Annotated in this window: 15 protein-coding genes and 2 pseudogenes; 10 read left to right on the top strand and 7 right to left on the bottom strand. The window is 74.5% G+C overall.

Annotated features, from left to right (window positions below):
• The 3 genes and pseudogenes from ACZ3YL_RS32615 to ACZ3YL_RS32605 all read right to left on the bottom strand — a co-directional run.
• Window positions 1-620: AraC-like ligand-binding domain-containing protein (locus ACZ3YL_RS32615; protein ID WP_465660864.1), on the bottom strand; the 620-nt coding region annotated here is incomplete at its 3' end.
• A gap of 131 nt (window positions 621-751) precedes the next feature.
• A pseudogene (locus ACZ3YL_RS32610) lies at window positions 752-868 on the bottom strand (peptidase S12); the annotation flags it as partial.
• 420 nt (window positions 869-1,288) lie between these two features.
• A complete protein-coding gene (locus ACZ3YL_RS32605; protein WP_188306514.1) occupies window positions 1,289-1,735 on the bottom strand; it encodes a MarR family winged helix-turn-helix transcriptional regulator in 447 nt (148 codons plus the stop codon).
• A gap of 94 nt (window positions 1,736-1,829) precedes the next feature.
• Between ACZ3YL_RS32605 and ACZ3YL_RS32600 the strand changes: the two are divergent.
• A pseudogene (locus ACZ3YL_RS32600) lies at window positions 1,830-2,060 on the top strand (nuclear transport factor 2 family protein); the annotation flags it as partial.
• Here ACZ3YL_RS32600 and ACZ3YL_RS32595 read toward each other — a convergent pair.
• Window positions 2,027-4,282: an MMPL family transporter gene (locus ACZ3YL_RS32595; protein WP_465660862.1), complete on the bottom strand. Its 2,256-nt coding sequence runs from the start codon at window positions 4,280-4,282 to the stop codon at window positions 2,027-2,029. The pseudogene ACZ3YL_RS32600 and the gene ACZ3YL_RS32595 overlap by 34 nt on opposite strands.
• Before the next feature lie 171 nt (window positions 4,283-4,453).
• A complete protein-coding gene (locus ACZ3YL_RS32590) occupies window positions 4,454-6,469 on the bottom strand; it encodes an NHL repeat-containing protein (RefSeq protein ID WP_465660860.1) in 2,016 nt (671 codons plus the stop codon).
• A gap of 419 nt (window positions 6,470-6,888) precedes the next feature.
• Here ACZ3YL_RS32590 and ACZ3YL_RS32585 point away from each other — a divergent pair, with 419 nt between their 5' ends.
• Window positions 6,889-7,734 (top strand): SAM-dependent methyltransferase, encoded by an 846-nt coding sequence (locus ACZ3YL_RS32585; protein ID WP_465660858.1) that lies wholly within the window; start codon window positions 6,889-6,891, stop codon window positions 7,732-7,734.
• A 66-nt stretch (window positions 7,735-7,800) separates the two neighbouring features.
• On the opposite strand, the gene ACZ3YL_RS32580 is transcribed toward ACZ3YL_RS32585, so the two are convergent.
• Complete coding sequence (locus ACZ3YL_RS32580) at window positions 7,801-8,502, bottom strand: DUF4328 domain-containing protein (RefSeq protein ID WP_465660856.1); 702 nt, start codon at window positions 8,500-8,502, stop codon at window positions 7,801-7,803.
• 227 nt (window positions 8,503-8,729) lie between these two features.
• Here ACZ3YL_RS32580 and ACZ3YL_RS32575 point away from each other — a divergent pair, with 227 nt between their 5' ends.
• The 3 genes from ACZ3YL_RS32575 to ACZ3YL_RS32565 all read left to right on the top strand — a co-directional run bounded on the left by ACZ3YL_RS32575 (window position 8,730) and on the right by ACZ3YL_RS32565 (window position 11,938).
• Complete coding sequence (locus ACZ3YL_RS32575; protein ID WP_465660854.1) at window positions 8,730-9,299, top strand: hypothetical protein; 570 nt, start codon at window positions 8,730-8,732, stop codon at window positions 9,297-9,299.
• A gap of 285 nt (window positions 9,300-9,584) precedes the next feature.
• Window positions 9,585-10,676 carry a ParB/RepB/Spo0J family partition protein gene (locus ACZ3YL_RS32570; RefSeq protein ID WP_465660852.1) on the top strand — a complete coding sequence of 364 codons (1,092 nt, stop codon included), beginning with the start codon at window positions 9,585-9,587 and terminating at the stop codon, window positions 10,674-10,676.
• A gap of 578 nt (window positions 10,677-11,254) precedes the next feature.
• On the top strand, window positions 11,255-11,938 hold the full coding sequence (locus ACZ3YL_RS32565; RefSeq protein WP_223243256.1) for a helix-turn-helix transcriptional regulator: 684 nt from the start codon (window positions 11,255-11,257) through the stop codon (window positions 11,936-11,938).
• Between the two features lie 129 nt (window positions 11,939-12,067).
• Here the strand turns inward: ACZ3YL_RS32565 and ACZ3YL_RS32560 are convergent, their stop codons facing one another.
• Window positions 12,068-13,642 carry a glutamate--tRNA ligase gene (locus tag ACZ3YL_RS32560; RefSeq protein WP_317621405.1) on the bottom strand — a complete coding sequence of 525 codons (1,575 nt, stop codon included), beginning with the start codon at window positions 13,640-13,642 and terminating at the stop codon, window positions 12,068-12,070.
• A gap of 363 nt (window positions 13,643-14,005) precedes the next feature.
• On the opposite strand from ACZ3YL_RS32560, the gene ACZ3YL_RS32555 reads away from it, so the two are divergent.
• From ACZ3YL_RS32555 to ACZ3YL_RS32535, 5 genes are all read left to right on the top strand, one after another.
• Window positions 14,006-15,196 (top strand): MFS transporter, encoded by a 1,191-nt coding sequence (locus tag ACZ3YL_RS32555; RefSeq protein ID WP_188308711.1) that lies wholly within the window; start codon window positions 14,006-14,008, stop codon window positions 15,194-15,196.
• The gene (locus tag ACZ3YL_RS32550) at window positions 15,193-16,110 is read left to right on the top strand and encodes a TIGR03619 family F420-dependent LLM class oxidoreductase (protein WP_188308710.1); all 918 of its coding nucleotides are present in this window, start codon (window positions 15,193-15,195) and stop codon (window positions 16,108-16,110) included. Before ACZ3YL_RS32555 ends, ACZ3YL_RS32550 begins: the two co-directional genes overlap by 4 nt.
• Window positions 16,111-16,199: 89 nt before the next feature.
• Window positions 16,200-17,165 carry a LysR family transcriptional regulator gene (locus tag ACZ3YL_RS32545; RefSeq protein ID WP_223243255.1) on the top strand — a complete coding sequence of 322 codons (966 nt, stop codon included), beginning with the start codon at window positions 16,200-16,202 and terminating at the stop codon, window positions 17,163-17,165.
• A 224-nt stretch (window positions 17,166-17,389) separates the two neighbouring features.
• On the top strand, window positions 17,390-18,328 hold the full coding sequence (locus tag ACZ3YL_RS32540) for a DMT family transporter (protein ID WP_188308709.1): 939 nt from the start codon (window positions 17,390-17,392) through the stop codon (window positions 18,326-18,328).
• 102 nt (window positions 18,329-18,430) lie between these two features.
• Entirely contained in the window at window positions 18,431-18,967 is a 537-nt protein-coding gene (locus ACZ3YL_RS32535; RefSeq protein WP_262986100.1) for a helix-turn-helix transcriptional regulator, read from the top strand.
• Window positions 18,968-19,054: the final 87 nt, after the last annotated feature.

Genomic DNA, 19,054 nt, shown 5'->3' with positions numbered 1-19,054 from the left:
TCGTCCGGCAGCTCGGTCTCGGCGTCCAGCTCCCCGGCCACCCAGGCGGCCACCAGGTCGACCGCGACCGCGCCCAGCCGGTCCGCCGCGGCCGGGCCCAGGGCGGCGGCCTGCCGGTCCAGCCCGACCAGGAACTGCGCCAACAGCGCGCAGGTGCCCTCCCGCACCGAGAACCCCCGGCCCAGCAGGTCCCGCAGCCGGTGCGGCGGCAGCGGCAGCAGCGACACCGGGAAGTCGATGCCCACGGCCTCGGTCCGCTGCTCCCCGCGGCCGGCGGCGGGCGCCCCGAGGGCCCGCACCTCGTACGGGTGCGAGCTGTCGGCCAGGTACAGATCGCCCCGCCCGAAGGTGCGGGTGTGCTCCCCGGCGCCGCGGGTGAGCGCCAGCCCGCCGGCGAGCGGCATCGTCAGGTGGTACACCTCCGGGTCGGTGCGCCGCACCATGGCGGCGGTGCGCAGGAACCGGGTCGGCGGGAACGAGGACCGCAGGAGGGTCACCGGCCCCAGCTCCAGGCGCCGCATCTCCGCCCGGAAGTCATCGGCGTGGACGCTGGTCATCTCGCTGGCCCGGGTGCGCCCGATCAGCTCCCGCCAGCAGTCGAACCGCTCCTGCGCGGGCACACCCTCCCCCCGGAACACGCTTCCCGCTGCCGCGGCCACTCTGCGCCCCTCCCGCTCTGCTGCACGTCCCCGGCACGGACGGCCGGACCGTCGACCGTAGCCGATGCCCGCCCCGCCCCTGGTCACGGGCCCTACCGGGCCAGCAGAGCGCAGACGAAGTCCTCCTCGACGGCCCGCAGGCCGGGGTTGCCGGCCTGGTTGACCTGCGTGGTGACGGAGACGGTCAGGCTGCGCCGCCCGTCCGGGGTGCCCACGCCTGAACGCCTTCGCGGCGCTGGCCAGGCGCATGTGGTCGCCGGCCAGGGGCGGGCGGTCGGTGCCGGCCTGCGCGACCCCGGCCCACAGCACCCGGGTGCGCCCGTCCTCGCGCAGCACCGCGATGGCCCCGGGCGGGCCGTCCGGGCGCTCGACCAGCTCCTGCAGCCGGGTCCGCAGCGCCCGGTCGCCGTACTCCGCGCCGCCCCTGCGGGCAACGGCGGGAGCGCGGTGACATGACGGGGCCTCCGGACGGGCGACTCGGCGATCGGTGGTCGGACGACGCGAGGGCGGCGGCTGAGGGCCGCCGCCCCGGCGGCAAGGGATCACCGGTCGGCGGCGCCGGGAAACGGCCGGGCGCCCGCCGTGACCCACCTGGTCGAGTGCTGTCGAGGGAGCCTCGGGCCCGGGTCTCAGGCCTGGAACGGCCCCTCGTCGACGAAGGTGCGCAGCAGCCGGGCGAAGACCTCGGCGTCGGCCGCCGGCCAGGAGGCGAGGGAGTCCTCGATGCGGGCCGCCAGGCGGTCCCGGGTGGCCCGTACCGCGTCCTGTCCGGGGCCGGTGAGGACGAGCAGGGTGGCGCGCCGGTCGCCGGGGTCGGCCTCGCGGCGCAGCAGGCCGGCCTCCTCCAGCCGGTCGGCGCGGCGGGTCACGGTGGTGCGGTCCAGTCCGATCTCGCGGCCGAGGTCGGCGGCGCTGCACGCGCCGGTGCGGGCCAGGCCGCTGAGGACGGGGTAGGTGAGTTCGTCGACGGCTGCCCCCAGGCCGTCGGTCAGCTGGGCGTGGAGCCCGGTGCGGGTGCTGCGCCGCAGCAGCAGTCCCAGGGCCTCGGCGATCTCGTGTCCGGTCGGATTCGTCACCCCCTCAGATTAGCGTGCACCGGGCACGCTTTTCCTGTCGCATTAGATGAGTGCTTAAGGCGCGCATTCCGATTCGGTCCTCCGGAGGAACCCCGTGCGCCACACCGACATCACCACCGCCCTGACCGACCTGCTCCTCACCCCGGGCCTGGCCCGCATCGCCCACCTGCGCACGGTCGTGGCCGGCGGCTCGGTCGAAGTCCACGACGAACTCTCCGACGGCGACCGCTGCGCCGACCGCCACACCATGACGATCACCAAGACCGACGGCTCCACCGTCCGCATGGAGGTCTACCTCTTCGCCGAGTTCGCCCCCGACGGCCGCTCGTCCACGCCCTCGGTGTCGATGTGCGGCAGGACCTTGTCCAGGAAGCGCGGCGTCCACCAGGCCGCCGGGCCGAGCAGCGTCATCACCGCCGGCACCAGCAGCAGCCGCACCACCGTGGCGTCCACCAGCACGCTGACCGCCAGCCCCAGGCCCATCATCTTGATCACCACGTTGTCGCTGACGATGAACGCGGCGAACACGCTGACCATGATCAGCGCCGCACAGGTGATCACCCGGGCGGTGATCTCCAGCGCGTGCGCCACGGCGTCCTGGCTGCGCCCGGTGCGCAGCCAGAACTCGTGGACGCGCGAGAGCAGGAAGATCTCGTAGTCCATGCTCAGCCCGAAGACGATCGCGAACATCATCATCGGCACATAGCTCTCGATCGGGACCTTCCCCGCCACCCCGAGCGCCGGCCCGCCCCAGCCCCACTGGAAGACCGCCACCACCACCCCGTACGAGGCCGCGATCGACAGCAGGTTGAGCACCGCCGCCTTGACGGCGACCAGCAGGCCGCGGAAGACCACCAGGATGACCAGGAAGGCCAGCGCGACCACCACCGCGATGATCAGGACCAGCCGGCTGGAGACGATGTTCAGGAAGTCGACCTGGGCCGCGGTGTTGCCGGTCACGTACGTCTTCGCGCCGGTGCCGGCCACCGCGTCCGGCAGCACGGTGTCCGACAGGTGGTTGACCAGGTCGGTGGTGGCCCGGTCCTGCGGGGCGCCCGCCGGGACGACGGTGGAAAACAGCACCGCGCCGTCCGGACTGGTCTGCAGCGGGGTGGTGCTCGCGGCGCCGGGCAGGCCGGTGAGGGCCTGCTGCACCGCGCCCTGCACGCCCGCCCGCGATCCGGCGGGCACGGCGCTCTGGTCGACGACCACGGTCAGCGGCGCGTTCGCCCCCGGGCCGAAGGCCTCGGACACCAGGTCGTAGGCGCGCCGGTCGGTGAAGCTCGTCGGGTCGGCGCCGTCGCTGATGTGGCCCAGCTGGATCGAGAACAGCGGGATCGACAGCACCCCGAGTGTCACCACCCCGGCGACCAGGTACCGCCAGGGGTTCGCCTCCACCCGCCGGGCGTAGCGGTGCCAGCTGCCGCCGCGCTCCCCGTCGCCCCCGGCCTCGGCAATCGGGCGGCGCACCGCGAACCGGTCCATCCGGGGGCCGATCAGCCCCATCAGCGCCGGCAGCAGGGTCAGTGCGCCGAGCACCGCCGACACCACGGTGACCGCCGCCGTGGCCCCCAGCTTGGCGATGAAGGAGATGCCCGACACCGACAGCCCGGACAGCGCGATGATCACCGTGCAGCCGGAGACCAGCACCGCGCGCCCGCTGGTGGCCACCGCCTGCCCGGCCGAGGCCACCGGGTCCACCCCGTCCATCAGGTTCTGCCGGTGCCGGGTGAGCAGGAACAGCGCGTAGTCGATGCCGACCCCGATGCCGATCATCGTCGCCAGGGTCGGCGCGACGGTGGCGAACGTCGACAGCGCCGCGACCAGCCCCAGCGCCCCGAGCCCCACCACCGCCGCGACCAGCGCCGTCAGCAGCGGCAGCCCGGCCGCGATCGCGCTGCCGAACCCCACCAGCAGCACCACCACCGCCACCGCGAAGCCGATCACCTCGCTGGACCGGTCGTCCGCCGGCGGCCGGGCCAGCTCACCCAGCGGCCCGCCGTACTCCACCTGCACCCCGGCCTGGCGCAGCGGCGCGACCGCGGCGTCCACCCCGGCCAGGTAGTCGTGGCCCAGCAGTGCGGGCATCGTGTCGAAGCGGACGGTGATGTACCCGGTCAGCCCGTCGGGGGCCAGCGGCCCGCCGGGCGGGGCGGCCTGACCGGCCGGCGGCAGCGGACTCTGCGCGCTGATCACGTGCGGCAGCCGCTGGAGCGAGGCGACGGCCTGGGCGATCTGCGGCTGGAAGCCGGCCAGCTGCCCGGCGTCGTGCAGCACCACCTGGGAACTGGTGCCCGCGGCGGCCGGCTCGTGCGCCTGCAGCACGTCCCGGCCCTGCTGCGCCTGGGTTTCGGGCAGCGAGAAGTCGTCCGAGTAGGTGCCGCCGACCGTCCGGTTGGCGGCCTGGATGCCGGCCAGGGCGACGATCCACAGCACGATGACGACAACCGCGTGGCGTGCGCACCACTCGCCCAGGCGGCGCAGCGCCGCGCGGCGGGCGGGCGGCGGCGCGGCGGCCGGGGGGACGCGGCGGGCGGACGGCGGCATGGACGGCTCCCGGGGTCTCCTGCGCGGTGGTGCGCCGAATCGGCGCAGTGTTCCCGGCGGGCCGCTGCCGCCGCTGCGTACCGGCGGGTAGTCGCCCCGACGGCCGTCCGCCCGCCCACGGCGGTTGTCCGCCCGCTCCGTCCGCCCGCTCCGTCCGCCCACGGCGGCAGGTCAGGGCCGGCCGCCCCCGCCGAGCCTCGGCGTGGTCACCGGCGCCGCCGCGCCCACCAGCACCACCAGCTCGTGTCCGCCGGGATTGGCCTGGACCGGCACGGTGCGCCAGTTGTTGACCAGCCAGACGTTGCCCGAAGGGTCGATCTGGACACCGGTGTTGCGCTCCAGCCCGTCGCTCGTGTACCCGGTGCCGGGCGGCGAGATCGGCTCACCGGTGCGCGTCCCGGGCGGGCAGGCGGCCGGGTTCACGCCACACAGCCGGGCGACCCGGTGGCCGCCGAAGTTGGCCACCCACACGGTGTCGTCCCCGTCGACGGCCACGCCCCAGGGCAGGAACAGGCCGCCGTTGGTGAAGGGTTCGGGGGCCGGCGTCCCGTCCGCCCCGATCATGGTCACCGATGTCCCCGGACGTGGACCGTCCTCGCCGGCCAGCGCGTCCGCCAGGTCGCCGGCGGTGCTGTCACCGCAGGGCACCGGCAGGATGCCGCTGTTGCTCACCCAGGCGTTGCCCCGGCTGTCGGTGGCCAGCCCCAGCGGCCGGCGCAGGCCCGCCCCGGTGACGGTCCGCTCCAGCGCCCCGTCGGGGCCCACGACCTGGACGCTGTCACTGCCGTTGCCGCTCACCCACAGCCGCCCGGCCGGGTCCACGGCCGCGCCGAAGGGCTTGTGCAGCCCCGGCGTGGCGATCTCCCGGGCCGAGGCCGCGTCGCCGTCCGGGATCCGGGCCACGCTGTCCGAGCCGCAGTTGGCCACCCACACCGTGCCGGAACGGTCGGCCGCCATGCCCTGCGGCTGCACGATCCCGGCACCGCGCCAGCCCCGCGGCGGGGACAACGGGGCGCCGTCCGGGGCGAACCGGGAGACGCTGCGCTCCAGCGGGGCCGGGTCGACTGGGCAACCACGGCCCTGGAAACCGAAGTTGGCGACCCAGGCAGTGTCCTTCGCATCCACGGTGACGCCGAAGCCCGCGCCGTACAGGCCGCCGCCCCGGTAGGGGGCGCCGGGGGCGTCCTGCCCGGTGGGGGTGAACTTCAGCACCGCGTCGCCGCCGCACACCGGGACGGCCGGGTCCGGGCCGTAGCGGTAGTTGTTGCTGACCCAGGCGTTGCCGTCCGCATCGAAGGCGATGTTGCCGGGGCCGTCCAGCTCATGGCCGTTGCCCTCGTAGCGCAGTGCCACCGTCCAGGCGTCCGGGGCGGTCGGCAGCGCGGGCCGGTAGCGGGCGGTGGTGCCGGCCAGCGCGAACAGGGCGGCGGCGTTGTGGCCCGGGTCGTGGGCGATGTCCACGGCGGCCAGCAGGGTGTCGCGCGGCCGCGGGTGGCCCGGGCGGCGGGCCAGGTCCAGCAGCCGGTCGCAGGAGTCGCCGCTGACGCAGGACGCCAGCAGATTGGCCAGGGTGTTGAACTCGGCCATGGTGGAGGTGAGTTCGCCGTTGGGCGGCGCGGCGAGCAGCGGGGCGACGCCGCCGGTGCCGGTGTCGGCCAGGTTGTGCGCGACGGCCGCCGCGTTCGGCAGCCCGGGGGAGGAGCCGGCCACGCCGGCCGGGCCGGTGAACCGGGCCAGGGCGTAGGCCGCGGCCACCGTGGTCCGCTCGTTGACGACGAGTTCGGGCGGGGCCGCGGCGCCGCTGAGCACCGCGGCCAGCGTCACCGGCCCGCCCGCGCCCTCCGGCCCGGAACGCCCGCCGCTGCCGTGGTCGCCCCGCGGGCCCCCGAGGTCGGCCAGCACGTACAGCACCGCCCGCGGATCCCGTGGCCGACGGTAGTCCAGGCTGAACCGTCCGTCCCCGGCGCTACGGGCCCGGGCCAGCACTCGCGGCCGCCCGCCCTCGCCCTCCCCGGCCTGGTACAGCGTCACCTCCGCCCCGCCCAGCGGCGCGTCACCGCTGCGCACCACCCCGCACTGGCCGGCCGGCTCCCACCCGGCGGGGGCGGCCGGTGCGGCGTGGGAGGGCCCGGCGGCGATCTGGGCCAGGAGGGCGGCGGTCAGCAGGACGCCGCGGCGTCGGCGCATGGGGGCTCCGTTCGGTCACTGGGGGAGGGGGCGCGCCCGGCGGGGCCGCCGCCCTTCTGAGTGCCACATCCCCGGGCCGCCCGCACGCGACCGGCCGCCGGACGCGACGGAAATTGCCCGGTACGGCCGAGCCGCACCCCCGGCGGTCGGCCCGGCCCGGCCCCGGCACAGATCCCTGGAAACCGCCGAAAAGGGGGAGGGGCATCTACGTGTTGCCGGGTGCGGCTACACGTAGCAGGTTGTGTCATTGCTGCCGGAAGTCGCGCCGACGTGCAGACGGAAGGGCACCTGCCGAGTCGCGCGGAAGCCCCGGCTCAGGGGCCTTGGGCCGACTTCCCGCGCATCACCGGCGAGTTGGCTAGACTGCCCCGGCCCGATGTGATCAAGAAAGGACAAGGATGATCATGGGGGGAACCTGGATGACCGCGACCGAGCCCGACCCCGCGGAGCCGGCGGCACCACCGATACGCCAGGACATCCCGCACAGCGCCCGGATGTACGACTACTTCCTCGGCGGCAAGGACAACTTCGCCGTCGACCGCGAAGCCGCCGAGCGCGTCCTGACGGTCTTTCCCACCATGCGCACCGCCGTGCGGGCCAACCGCACCTTCATGCACCGCGCCACCCGCGCCCTGGCCCGCCGCGGCCTGCGCCAGTGGCTGGACATCGGCACCGGCATCCCCACCTCGCCCAACCTCCACGAGGTCGCCCAGGCCGTCGAACCGCGCGCCCGGGTGGTCTACGCCGACAACGACCCCGTCGTGCTGGCCCACTCCCGCGCCCTGATGACCAGCACCCCCCAGGGCCGCACCGCCTACGTCCACGGCGACGTCCGCGACCCCGCCTCGATCCTGGCCACCCCCCAGGTCGCGCGGACCCTCGACCTGACCCGGCCGGTGGTCCTGTCGATGGTCGCCCTGCTGCACTTCGTCCCGGACCTCGACGACGCCCACGCCATCGTCAAGTGCCTCCTGGACCCGCTGCCGGCCGGCTCCGCCCTGGTCCTCTCGCACGCCACCGCCGAACTCGACCCGCCCGGTGCCACCAAGGTCCAGGAGATCTACAACCAGGCCGGCACCTCCCTGCGGCTGCGCCCCGAGGCCGAGTTCGCCACCTTCTTCGAGGGCCTCGACCTGCTGGAGCCGGGCATCGTCCCCGCCCACCGCTGGCACCCCGACGGCACCGAGGGCACCGCCGAGCTGCTGCCGGCCGACGTCACCGACGCCCAGGTCTCCTTCTACGCGGGCGTCGCCCTCAAGCCCTGACCCGGCGACGGCACGCCGAGGGCCCGCGGCGACGCCGCGGGCCCTTCGTGGTGTCCCGGGCCGGGCTCAGCCCTCGACGGTCGAGACGTGCACCCCGGACACCGGCCCGGCCGGGAGTTCGGCCAGGCGCCGCTCCTGGGTGGCCGTCAGCCGCCGCACCAGCAGCACGGCGAAGACCGCGGCCACCGGCTCCAGCAGGTCGGAGGCGCCCAGCCACAGGGCGGACTCCCGGTAGGCGTCCGCGTAGAAGGCCTGCTCGTCGGACCGGCTGCCCAGCCAACCGAGCAGGTCGGCCCCCAGGAAGGTGACCCACCAGAAGTTGAGCAGCGCATGGGGGAGCGGCTCGCGCACCCCGAGCCCGTCGGGGCGGGCGCCGGCCTGCCAGATGTCGCCGGTGATCTGCCGGGGGAGCCAGAAGTTGGCGACGGGGACGAACCAGCCGACGAGCGCCCACATCCGCCGGTAGCGGTGCCCGTGCGGGGCGAGGAACTCGGCGTTCACCCGCACCTGGTGGAACCAGGCGAGGAAGGCGACCACCGAGCCCGCCTGTGCCACCAGGTGGATCGTGCTCGCGGCCCGGGCGAGTCGGTCCGCGTCGCCGAACGCGTCGCCGCTCAGCACGGAGTGGGTGAGGATGTCGTCGGCCGCCGCGAACATCCGGACGTCGGTGTAGAAGGAGAACAGCGCCGCGGCGCCGGTGACGGCGAGCAGGACGGTGGCGGCGGTGGCGGCCGTCCGCGCGGAGCGGTACAGGGCGGGCGAGGACATCGGGCAGGGGCTCCAGGGGCGGACCAGGACGACGGAGCGAAACCCTAGGGCCCGCACGTCCGTTCGTACAGTCCGTTTCGTCAACGGCCCGGCCGCCGCCGGGATCCCGTCCGGGTGACGCGGGGGTGGTTCCGGCCCCCGGCCCGGCCCTGGTCCGCTCTCCTGGAGCGGCCGACGGAACCCGCCGTCGCCGCACCCGGCGCGCCCCGCCCCGGAGGAGGAGTCCCGTGCCCTCGCCCTGTGACCCCCAGTACGCCCCCGCCGGCGATGTGAGCGCGGCGCTCATGGTGATCGACTCCCGGCTCAAGGCCCTCTACGACGGCAGGACCGGGACCGACCCCGAACACCGCAAGATGGTCGACCACCTCGCCGCGTCCATGGGCCCGGACGACTTCAGCGCCCTGCTGGAGGGCGCCTGCACCCTCATCTACCTGTACATGAACTGGCTGCGGACGGCCTGCGAGGACCACGGCAAGGACGTCATCGAGTACGTGGTGCCGACCCTGGTGGCCACCATGCGGATGATGCCCAGGACTTTCCGCCCCGAGGTCATCCCCACCATGGCCGGCCTGCTCGTCGCCGCCGGCAGCGGCCTGAGCCCCAACCTGTGGCGCGCGCAGTACGGCCCGTGGACGGACGCCGAGATGAACCCCCTGGAGGCCACCGCCACCCTGCTCGCCGAGTACGTCAACCGGATCTGCGGCGACGACCAGGAGTTCGCCACCCGCCTGATCACCGACGCCCTCTCCCGGGCCGACGAGGGCGAGGGCGAGGGCGAGGGCGGGGACGAGGACTGACGAGTGCCTCACGAGGACCTGACGAGGCCTCACGAGGCCTCACGAGGCCTCACGAGGGCTGACGAGGGCTGACGAGGACTGACCGGCCCTGCTCCTGGGAGGTCCTTCCGCGGTCCAAAAATATACCTGGGCGAAGGTATACGGCCAGAAACGGCAGGCCGATGGCCGTTCGGCACGGGAGCGATGCCATGTGGCCGCTAAAATACCTTCCCAAAGGTATGTAGATCTCCTACGATCGCTGCGATGCATGCCCCTCGGTCCGTGTCGCATGTCGGAGGACTCGTCGTGAAGCCTGAGACCGCAGCCGTCCGCGCCCAGGAGAGCCCCGCGTTCCGGTTACCCGGGCAGTGGGTGCCGGTGCTGTCCGAAGTGGTGGCGGTGCCGGTGGCCGCGCTGCTGCCGGGGGACTCCCCGCGGAAGGGGGGAGAGGACCCGGAGCACGTACGGACGCTGGCCGAGGTCGGCCCCGCGCTGCCGCCGATCATCGTCCACCGGCCGAGCATGCGGGTGATCGACGGCATGCACCGGCTGCGCGCGGCCGCCGCCGACGGCGCGCTCGTCATCCCGGTGCGCTACTTCGACGGGCCCCGGCACGACGCCTTCGTCCTGGCGGTGCAGAGCAACACCCGCCACGGACTGCCGCTGTCCCGCGCGGAGCGGCTGTCGGCGGCCGGACGGATCCTCACCACCCACCCCCGGTGGTCGGACCGGATGGTCGCCGCCGTCACCGGCCTGTCCGCCCGGACGGTGCGCACCCTGAGACACGACACCGCCGCCGCCATCCCGGCGGTCGCGACCCGGATCGGCCGCGACGGCCGCACCCGCCCCCTGGACAGCACCAGCGGCCGGCTGCGCGCCAGCGAGCTGATCGCCGCCAACCCCCTGGCCTCCCTGCGCGCGATCGCCGAGGAGGCCGGCATCTCACCCGGGACCGTCCGCGACGTCCGCGACCGCCTGCGCCGCGGCGAGGACCCCCTCCCCGCCGGCCGCCGCACCGCCACCCCGCAACCCGTGCCCGTGCCCGTGCCCGCCGAATCCGCCGAGCCCGGTGGGCCCGGTGAGCCCGCCGGACCCGCGGGCCCCCGCGTCGCCCGCCGCACCACCACCGCGTCGCCCGCCGCCCAGGACCCGGTCCGCACCATGGAACGCCTGATGACCGACCCCGCCCTGCGCCTCAACGAGAGCGGCCGCCACCTGCTGCGGATGCTCACCAGCAGCCTGCCCCCCACCGCCCAGCGCGACCAGCTGGTCCGCAGCGTCCCCCCGCACTGCGCCGAGCGGATATCCCAGCTCGCCCTCGAATGCGCCGCCGCCTGGCGCGAGTTCGCCCGCCTGGTGGAGACCACCAAGCCCGCCCCCGGCGCTCTGAGTGCCTGAACACGCTCCGGCCGCACGGCCGTTCGCCGCCGCACCGGCGAACGGCCGTGCAAATGGGTTCGGTTCATCAGTCGCACATCACCCTTGACCAAAGGACGACCGACAGCCCCCCCGCCGGGCGGAATTCCGCCGGAGCGGAAGAATTGCCGGTGACGTTCCGCACACCGGCCACCGCCGCGCTCCCGTACGGTCTTTCCGCCATCCGTGCCACCGGCCCGGCCGGGGCTGTGACCTGCGCCAAGTGGCCCGCCGAGCACGGCGGGCCACTTGGCGCTGCAACTGATCCCCCCACCTCTGGGGGTGCATTCCCTCGCCTATTCCGGACGGTCCGGACCCGCCCTTCGCAGCTGCCGTTCCGGGCGAATTCCGCGCTTGCGTGACGGCCCGTCCGGAAGGCAGAGTGATCCCGGTCCGGGAGGCCAGAACCCGGTGTACGAACGGCGATCCGGCCTCTGGATTCCCGCGGTCCGGCAGAGCGCAATCCGCGTCGGTTACGCCGAGCGTGCCGGCGGCCGTACCGCGTGACCGGCTCGGCCCCTCCCTACGCCCTCAGCGCTCGAGGTGGAAACGACAACGCCATGATTGACGCACTCACCACCATCAACGGCAGTACCGGATCCCGTCAGCACCCGCCGGAGCAGCCGGCCGCCGACCCGGCCGACCCCGCCGACCCGGCCCCGGCGGACGCCGCCCCGCTCAAAGGGCCCGTGAAGTTCCTGATCGAACGCGAGCTGCGCGCGGGGGAGTTGCTGCGCCGCGCCGAGCCCAGGCACCACCTGTACTGGAGGCGGATGGCCGCCTTCGAGATCCTCCTGCACGGCGGCAGCTGGACCGAGGGCACGGGGGAGACCCTGCTGCTGCAGGTCGCCGACAGCGCGGCGCTGCAGCACGTCCTGGCCCAGGACCCCTACGTCCAGCAGGGGTTGATCCTGCGGACCAGGATCCGGGAGCTGGAGAACATCCTGGAGGCGGCCAGGGCGCTGCGCCCCGGACCGGGGCGCGAGGCCGCCGGGCCCCAGCCCGTCACCGAGCCGCTCAGCGCCCATGAGCGGCGCCTGGCCCGGATGATCCTGGACGGTCTGACGAATCGTCAGATCGCCGCGCGGCTGGGCGTCTCGCCGCGTGCCGTCGAGCAGCACATCACGCGGATCTACCGCAAGCTCGCGATCAGCCGGCGGGCCCAGCTGGCGGTGGCCCTGGACCGCTCGGCCGAGCCGGTCGGCACCGGGGCGGCCCGGGCGCCGTACCGGGAGGGTGGCTGAATCCTCCCGGCAGGAGTACCGGGCCTGGGCCCGGGGACCCGGCGGCCGGGCCGGGCGCGCCGCCCACAACGGCGCGCCCGACCCGGCCGCCGGGTCCGGTCCGGCATGGTCAGACCAGTTCCGGCACGGTCAGACCAGCTCCGGCAGCGCCGCGCCGCTGCGCAGCGCCTGCAGCCGACTCAGGACCTCGCCCTCGCCGAGGAGTTGCGCCACCCGGTACAGGTCGGGGCTGTTGCGCGAGCCGGTCAGGCAGACCCGCAGCACGTTGGCGACCTCCTTGAGCGAGCCGCGGAAGTCCTGCGGCGCGGCGCGGTAGGAGCGGGAGTCGGTGGCGAAGCCGTAGTCGGTGGCCACCGACCGCAGCCGGTCCAGCCACTGCTCGTCGGGCCCTGCGTGCCGGTACCCGCGCAGCAGCGCGTCGGCGAGGTCGGCGACGCAGCCGGGCTCCAGCGGCGCGAACCGCTCGTCGTCGGCGCGGGTCACCGGGGTGTGCAGCCCCGGGAAGGCGAAGCCGAACTTGGCCCGGAACTCGCTCCAGCACGCCAGGTCCTTGCGTCCGCCGCCCGCCCCGGCCAGCTCCAGTGCGCCCAGCGCGAGGACCCGGTTGGCACTCAACTCCCGGGCCAGCTCGGGGTCGTGCTCGCAGGCCCAGGACTCCAGCAGCTCCAGGGACCGTTCGGAGGGCAGCGAGGCGATGTGGTCGCGGCTGACCGAGCGCAGCTTGGCCAGGTCCACCATGGCGCCGGACAGCCCGGCCTCGTCCAGGGCGAGCGCCTGCTGGGCGGCCTTGTCCACCGGCAGGTCGGCCAGCCGGCTGTTGGCCAGCCCCCGCAGGTAGTGCCGCACCGCCGCCGCCGGGTAGCCCGCGGCCATGTAGTACGCGACGCCGGCCTCCGGGTCCTTGCGCTTGCTGAGCTTGCGGCGGCTGGAGCCCTCCACCTTCATCAGCGGCGCGATGTGCGCGTACCGCGGGGGCTTGAAGCCCAGCGCCTTGTGGAGCTGGTGGTGCAGCGGCAGTGAGGAGATCCACTCCTCGCCGCGCACCACCAGCGTCACCCGCATCAGGTGGTCGTCGACGACGTGCGCGAAGTGGTAGGTCGGCAGACTGCGGCCCTGCTGGGGCGACTTGAGGATGACGACGTCGTTGCCGTTGTCCAGCATCGTCAGCGAGCCGCGCAGCCGGTCCTGGAAGCGCACCCGGCCGGGGATCCCCACCGGGCAGCGGAAGCGCACCGTGAACGGCTCGCCGGCCCGGATCCGCCGGTCCGCCTCCTCGGGGCCCAGCCCGCGGCAGCGCGCCCACTTGCCGTAGTAGCCCAGCGGGGAGCGCGACTGCTGCTGCCCGGCGGCGTTGGCGGCCAGCACCTCGGACGAGCAGAAGCACGGGTACGCCAGGCCCTGGCGCACCAGCTCCCGTACGTAGCTGAGGTACACGTCCTCCCGCTCGGACTGCCGGTACGGCCCCCAGGCCCCGGCCCCCTGCGCCCCGTCCGAGGAGTCCGCCTCGTCGGGCACCAGGTCGAAGTAGCGGAACGCCTCGGCGAAGGCCTGCGCCGCCCCGGCGACCTCACGGCCGGTGTCGGTGTCCTCCACCCGTACCAGGTACGTCCCGAAGGTCTGCCGGGCCAACTCCTTGGACAGCAGGGCCACATAGAGCCCGCCCAGGTGGAGCGAACCGGTCGGGCTGGGGGCGAAGCGGGTCACCTCTGCCCCCGTCGGGAGGCCACGCTCCGGGTAACGTTCCTCCCATTCCTGCACCTCAGGCAGGCCCGAGGGGAACCACGAGTCTGCGAGCGCGCGGTCGAGCATTGCGGGTCCTTCCGTAGCCGAGTGTGTGTCCGCGGTCGGGCGCGGCGTCGACAGCGAGCTCCACTGCCTTCGGTTTCGAAGCTAGGACAGCTTCCGGCGCCGGGAGCCGGCCCGGCCGCCCGGCGGTGCGGGATCCCGAACCGCCGACCCATCCCGGTGCGGCTGCGCGGGCCCGGCTGGGACAGGCTGATCACCGAAGCCCGGCACCGGTCCGCACGAACCGGCGGCGGCCGGGCGGCACCGAACCAAGGAGGTCGCGTGTTCCGCGCGTTACTACTCGGCCTGGGAGCGCTGTCCATCGGCACGGACGCCTACCTGACGGCCGGCCTGCTGCCCGACATCTCCCACGACCTGCACGGGTCGATGGCGCAGACCGGCCAGCTCGTCACGGCCTTCACCCTCTGCTACGCGCTCCTCGCGCCACTGCTGGGAGCCGCACTGGGCCGCTGGAACGTGCGCACCGTCCTGCTGGCCGCCCTGAGCGTCTTCACCCTCGCCAACGCGGCCAGCGCCCTGGCGCCCTCCCCGCTCGTCCTGCTGGTGCTGCGCGGCGTGGCCGGCGCCGGAGCGGGCGTCTTCATGCCGGTGGCCGCCACCGCCGCCTCAGCCCTGGCCGGCCCCGAACGCCGGGCCCGCGCCCTGGCCATCGTGCTCGGCGGCCTCAGCTCCGGCACCGTCCTGGGCGTGCCCGCCGGACTCCTGCTCGCCGGACACCTCGGCTGGCGCGTCGCGTTCTGGCTGGTCACCGCCCTCGGCGCAGTCGCCTGGGCCGGCACCGCCCGGTGGCTGCCCCCCGTCGACGGCGCCGCCATGCCCGGACTGCGCGCCCGCGCGGAACAACTGCGCGACGCCCGCGTCGGCCTGGCCGTCGCCGCCACCTTCGGACAGACCATCGCCAGCCTGGGCCTGTACACCTACCTGGTGCCCCTGCTGAACGCCCACCACGCCGGCTCGCCCACCCTCGGCCTGTGGCTGTGGGGCCTGGGCGGCGTCGTGGGCAGCTTCGGCATCGGCCCGCTGCTCGACCGCGTCGGGCGCCCCGGCCGGGTGGCCGCGATCCTGCTGGTCGTCCTCGCCCTGACCCTGCTGTGCCTGGCCGCGGCACCCGGCCCCGCCACCCTGCCGCTGCTGTTCCTGTGGGGAGCGGCCGGCTGGGCCTTCGTGGTCCCCCAGCAGCACCGCCTGCTGGGCTTCGGGCCCAGCGCCGGGGCCGGCGCCCTGGCCCTCAACAGCTCCGCCACCTACCTCGGCGGCGCCGTGGGCGCGGCCGCCGGCGGAGCCGTCCTGGCCGCCGGCACCGACGTCCGCCTGCTCCCGGTCCTGGCAGCCGCCGGCGCACTGGGCTCCCTGCTCCTCCACACGGCCGCGCTACGGCTGCGCCCCGCCGGCCCGGAGACGAGCGCGGAGACGATCCACCCCATCCAGTCCATCTCCCGGAGGCCGCGGTGAAGTTCGGCGTCAACGTTCCCAACTACGGTGAATCGGCCACCCCCCAGGGGATGAGCCGCTGGGCGGCCCGGCTGGAGGAGCTCGGCTACCACCAGCTGATGGTCTCCGACCACGTCGCCCTGACCCCCGAGGTCCAGCGGCTGTTCGCCGCCCCCTTCTACGACCCGTTCACCGTGCTGGCCTGGCTGGCCGGCACCACCAGCCGCATCGGCCTGGGCACCACCGTGGCGATCCTGCCCTACCGCCACCCCCTCCTGGTCGCCCGCACCGTCGCCAACATCGACCAGCTCAGCGGCGGCCGCTTCACCCTGGGCGTCGCGGCCGGCTGGGCGCCGGGGGAGTTCGCCGCCCTCGGCGTCCCGTACAACCAGCGCGGCGCCCGCAGCGACGAGTACCTCGCCGCCATCAAGGCCTGTTGGGCGGGCGAGCGGGCCTCCTTCCAGGGCCGCTACGTCTCCTTCACCGACCTGAGCACCGGCCCGCTGCCCGTCCAGCCCGCCGGCCCGCCGGTGTGGGTCGGCGGCCACAGCCGCGGCGCGCTGCGCCGCGCGGTGCGCTACGGCGACGCCTGGCACCCCACCTCCGTCACCGCCGAATGGCTGGTCAACATCGGCCTGCCGGCGCTGCGCGCCACCGCCAAGGAACTCGACCTGCCGGTGCCCGCCCTGGCCCCGCGGATCAAACTGCGCCTCACCGACCGCCCGCTGGGCCGCGAGCGGGTGATGGGCATCGGCACCCCCCAGGAGATCCGCTCCGACCTGAACCTGCTGGCGGACCTCGGCGTCGAGAACGTCGTCCTGGACCCCACCATGCCCGGCGAGGCCCGCACCCGCCGCCGCGAGGAGCAGGACCTCGCCGCCCTGGAGACCCTCGCCCGCGACGTCGTCGACCTCGCCACCGGCACCGTCGCCTGACCCCGCACCCCCGCCGCTGTTCCGTACGGGCAGGCAACCCCCCTCCCCGCACGGAACAGCGGCCCCACCACCGGACGTTGTGCCCTGACATGGAATCAGCCCCCGGACGCCTGCGGCACCCCAGCGAACTGGACCTGCGCAAACTCCAGCTCCTCGCCGAACTCGAACAGCACGGCACGGTCAGCGCCGTCGCCGCCGCCCTGCATCTGACCCCCTCCGCGATCTCCCAGCAACTCGCCGCCCTCAGCAAGGACTTGGGCGTACGACTGACCGAACCGGTGGGCCGAAGGCTGCGCCTGACCGCCCAGGCCCGACTCGTCCTGCAGCACACCACCCGCATCTTCGACACCATCGAGGGCCTCTTCGACGACCTCGCCGCCCAGCGCGACGGCGAGGCCGGCCAGGTCTCGGTGGCCGGATTCGCCACCACCCTGGCCCCGCTGATCCTCCCCGCCGCCGGCCTGCTCAAGCAGACCCACCCCCGGCTGCGCACCGCGCTGGCCGAGGTCGACCCGCCCGACAGCTTCGAGCGCCTCTCCCGCGGCGAGACGGACGTCGCCATCGCCGTGGAGGCCCCCGACGCCCCCGCCCACGACGCCCGCTTCGACAAGGTCCCGCTGATGCGCGAGATCTTCGACGTCGCCCTGCCCACCGGCCACCACCTCATCGACGCCCCCACCCTGGGCCTGCCCGACCTCGCCGACGAGGCCTGGATCTTCGCCACCGTCGGGATGTGCCAGGAGATCCCGCTGGCCGCCTGCGCGGCCGCCGGCTTCGTGCCCCAGGCCACCCACGCCATCGGCGACTGGGAGGCCACCTTCGCCGCCGTGCGCGCGGGCCTGGGCATCAGCCTGGTCCCGCGCCTGGCCCGCCCGGTGGCCCGCGACGGCGTGGTGGTGCGGGAGTTCACCGACGCGCCCAGCCGCCGGGTGTTCGCGGCCGTACGCCGCGGCGAACAGCGCGTCCCGCAGATCGCCGCCGTCCTGGACGCCCTGCGCGAGACCGCCGCCGCCGAGGAGTCCAACGCCCTGCGCGCCGCCGACCAGGATGCTTAAGCTCCCGCTTCAAGATCATCGGTAGCAGAGTTTGATGGACGCCGCAGGGACGCGGATGTGACGCTCTTACTCACAAGGGCCCGCGACCACGTCCCCGCGGAACCCCTCCCAACACGGCAAGTCCGGGAGCAGCCACGGCTGCCCTCCCGCGATCCGCCGTGCCCGGAACGGATCCCCGTCCGGATCCCCACCATGCCGGGGCGTGCGTGAGAAGAGGGAATGTCATGTCGAAGGCCGCATTGATCCGTCTGAGCGTACTCAGCCTCGTCTGGGGATCCGTCTTCCTCTGGATCAAGCTCGCCGGTGACGGCTTCTCGCCCGTGGAGATGGTCTTCGCCCGGCTCGTCCTGGGCGCCGTCGTCGTCCTGGGCATCGGCTTCGCCAAGCGCCAGAGCCTGCCCAAGGGCCGCAGCACCTGGGGCCACATCGTGGTCGCCGCCCTGCTCGGCAACGTCCTGCCCTGGCTGCTCTTCGCCTACGGCGAGCAGACCGGATCCAGCAGCATCGCCGGCATCCTCAGCGGCACCGCACCCGTGTGGACCATGACCGCCGCCGTCGCCCTCGGCTCCGAGAAGCGCCTGGGCCTGGGCCGCATCGGCGGCATCGCCCTCGGCGTGCTCGGCGTCGTCCTGGTCTCCGCCCCCTGGAGCCACGACACCCACGTCACCACCGAGAGCCTCGTCTGCTGCGTCGTCGGCGCCATCAGCTTCGGCTCCAGCTTCGCCTACGTGGGCCGCTTCCTGGCCCCCCGCAAGATGCCGGTGTTCATGCTCGCCGGCAGCCAGCTGTCCACCGCCGCCGTCCTGAGCGCCATCGCCGCCCCGTTCCTGGGCCTGCCCGCCATCCACGCCACCGCCAAGGCCACCATCGCCCTGATCGTCCTCGGCATCGTGTGCACCGGCTTCGCCGTCCTGCTCAACACCATGATCATCACCAAGGACGGCGCCGCCGCCTCCGCCACCGTCGTCTACCTGATGACCGTCGTCTCCGTCATCCTCGGCGGCGTCGTCCTCGGCGAGCCCCTGGGCTGGACCGTCATCGCCGGCACCGCCGCCGTCCTGGGCGCCACCGTCCTGCTGCGCCGCAAGCCCCAGCCGGCCGCCACCCCCGCCGCCCCCGCCGCCACGGCCACGCCCGTCCCCGCCGCCGTCCCGGCCGAATAACCACCCACCCCCACCCGGGCCCGGGGAAGGCCACCACCTTCCCCGGGCCCGACCCATGACCCCGCACCCCGACCCGCCCCGCCAGCACACCCGGAGACCCCGATGCCGTACATCGCCGAACGCACCTTCCGCGACGGAACCAGCAACCACCAGGCCTGGACCCAGCACCGCTCCTTCCTGCAGGGCCTGGAGAACCGCGGCCTGCTCATCGGCGGCGGCACCTGGGAGGGCGACGGCGGCGAACTCCTCGTCCTCAACGTCTCCGACGAGGTCTCCCTGCACCGCCTGCTGCGCACCGACCCGCTGGCCCGCCACAGCCTGGTCGCCCGCTCCCAGGTGCGCCAGTGGCACCTGGCCTTCGGCCACCCCGCCCTGACCGGCCGCCCCGAGACCGAGGACAAGGCCGCCGGCCACGGCCCGCTGACCCCCCACGAGGGCCGCATCGCCCGGCTGATGCTCGACGGGTACACCAACCAGGCCATCGCCGAGCGCCTGGGCGTGGGCTGCCGCGCCGTCGAGCAGCACATCACCCGCATCTACCGCAAGCTGTCCATCCAGCGCCGCGCCCAACTGGCCAACGCCCTGCACGGCGCCACCGTGCACCGCCTGCCGACCCGCCCCGAACTGCTCACCGCCTGAGCGCCCACCGCGGAACCACTCACTGCGTGATTCCGTAGTGCCTCCCCAGCGGAGCGTTCCTAGTGTTGCACCGGCCGCCCAGGAAGG

The sequence above is a fragment of the Kitasatospora sp. NPDC023176 genome (genome assembly GCF_055560495.1).
This window is presented reverse-complemented; position numbering and strand designations above follow the sequence as displayed.

Bases quoted from the DNA above. Each gene is read 5' to 3' on its own strand.
- ACZ3YL_RS32595 (WP_465660862.1), bottom strand. From the start codon at position 4,282: ATGCCGCCGTCCGCCCGCCGCGTCCCCCCGGCCGCCGCGCCGCCGCCC.
- ACZ3YL_RS32585 (WP_465660858.1), top strand. From the start codon at position 6,889: ATGACCGCGACCGAGCCCGACCCCGCGGAGCCGGCGGCACCACCGATA.
- ACZ3YL_RS32545 (WP_223243255.1), top strand. From the start codon at position 16,200: ATGGAATCAGCCCCCGGACGCCTGCGGCACCCCAGCGAACTGGACCTG.
- ACZ3YL_RS32535 (WP_262986100.1), top strand. From the start codon at position 18,431: ATGCCGTACATCGCCGAACGCACCTTCCGCGACGGAACCAGCAACCAC.
- ACZ3YL_RS32580 (WP_465660856.1), bottom strand. From the start codon at position 8,502: ATGTCCTCGCCCGCCCTGTACCGCTCCGCGCGGACGGCCGCCACCGCC.
- ACZ3YL_RS32540 (WP_188308709.1), top strand. From the start codon at position 17,390: ATGTCGAAGGCCGCATTGATCCGTCTGAGCGTACTCAGCCTCGTCTGG.
- ACZ3YL_RS32590 (WP_465660860.1), bottom strand. From the start codon at position 6,469: ATGCGCCGACGCCGCGGCGTCCTGCTGACCGCCGCCCTCCTGGCCCAG.
- ACZ3YL_RS32565 (WP_223243256.1), top strand. From the start codon at position 11,255: ATGATTGACGCACTCACCACCATCAACGGCAGTACCGGATCCCGTCAG.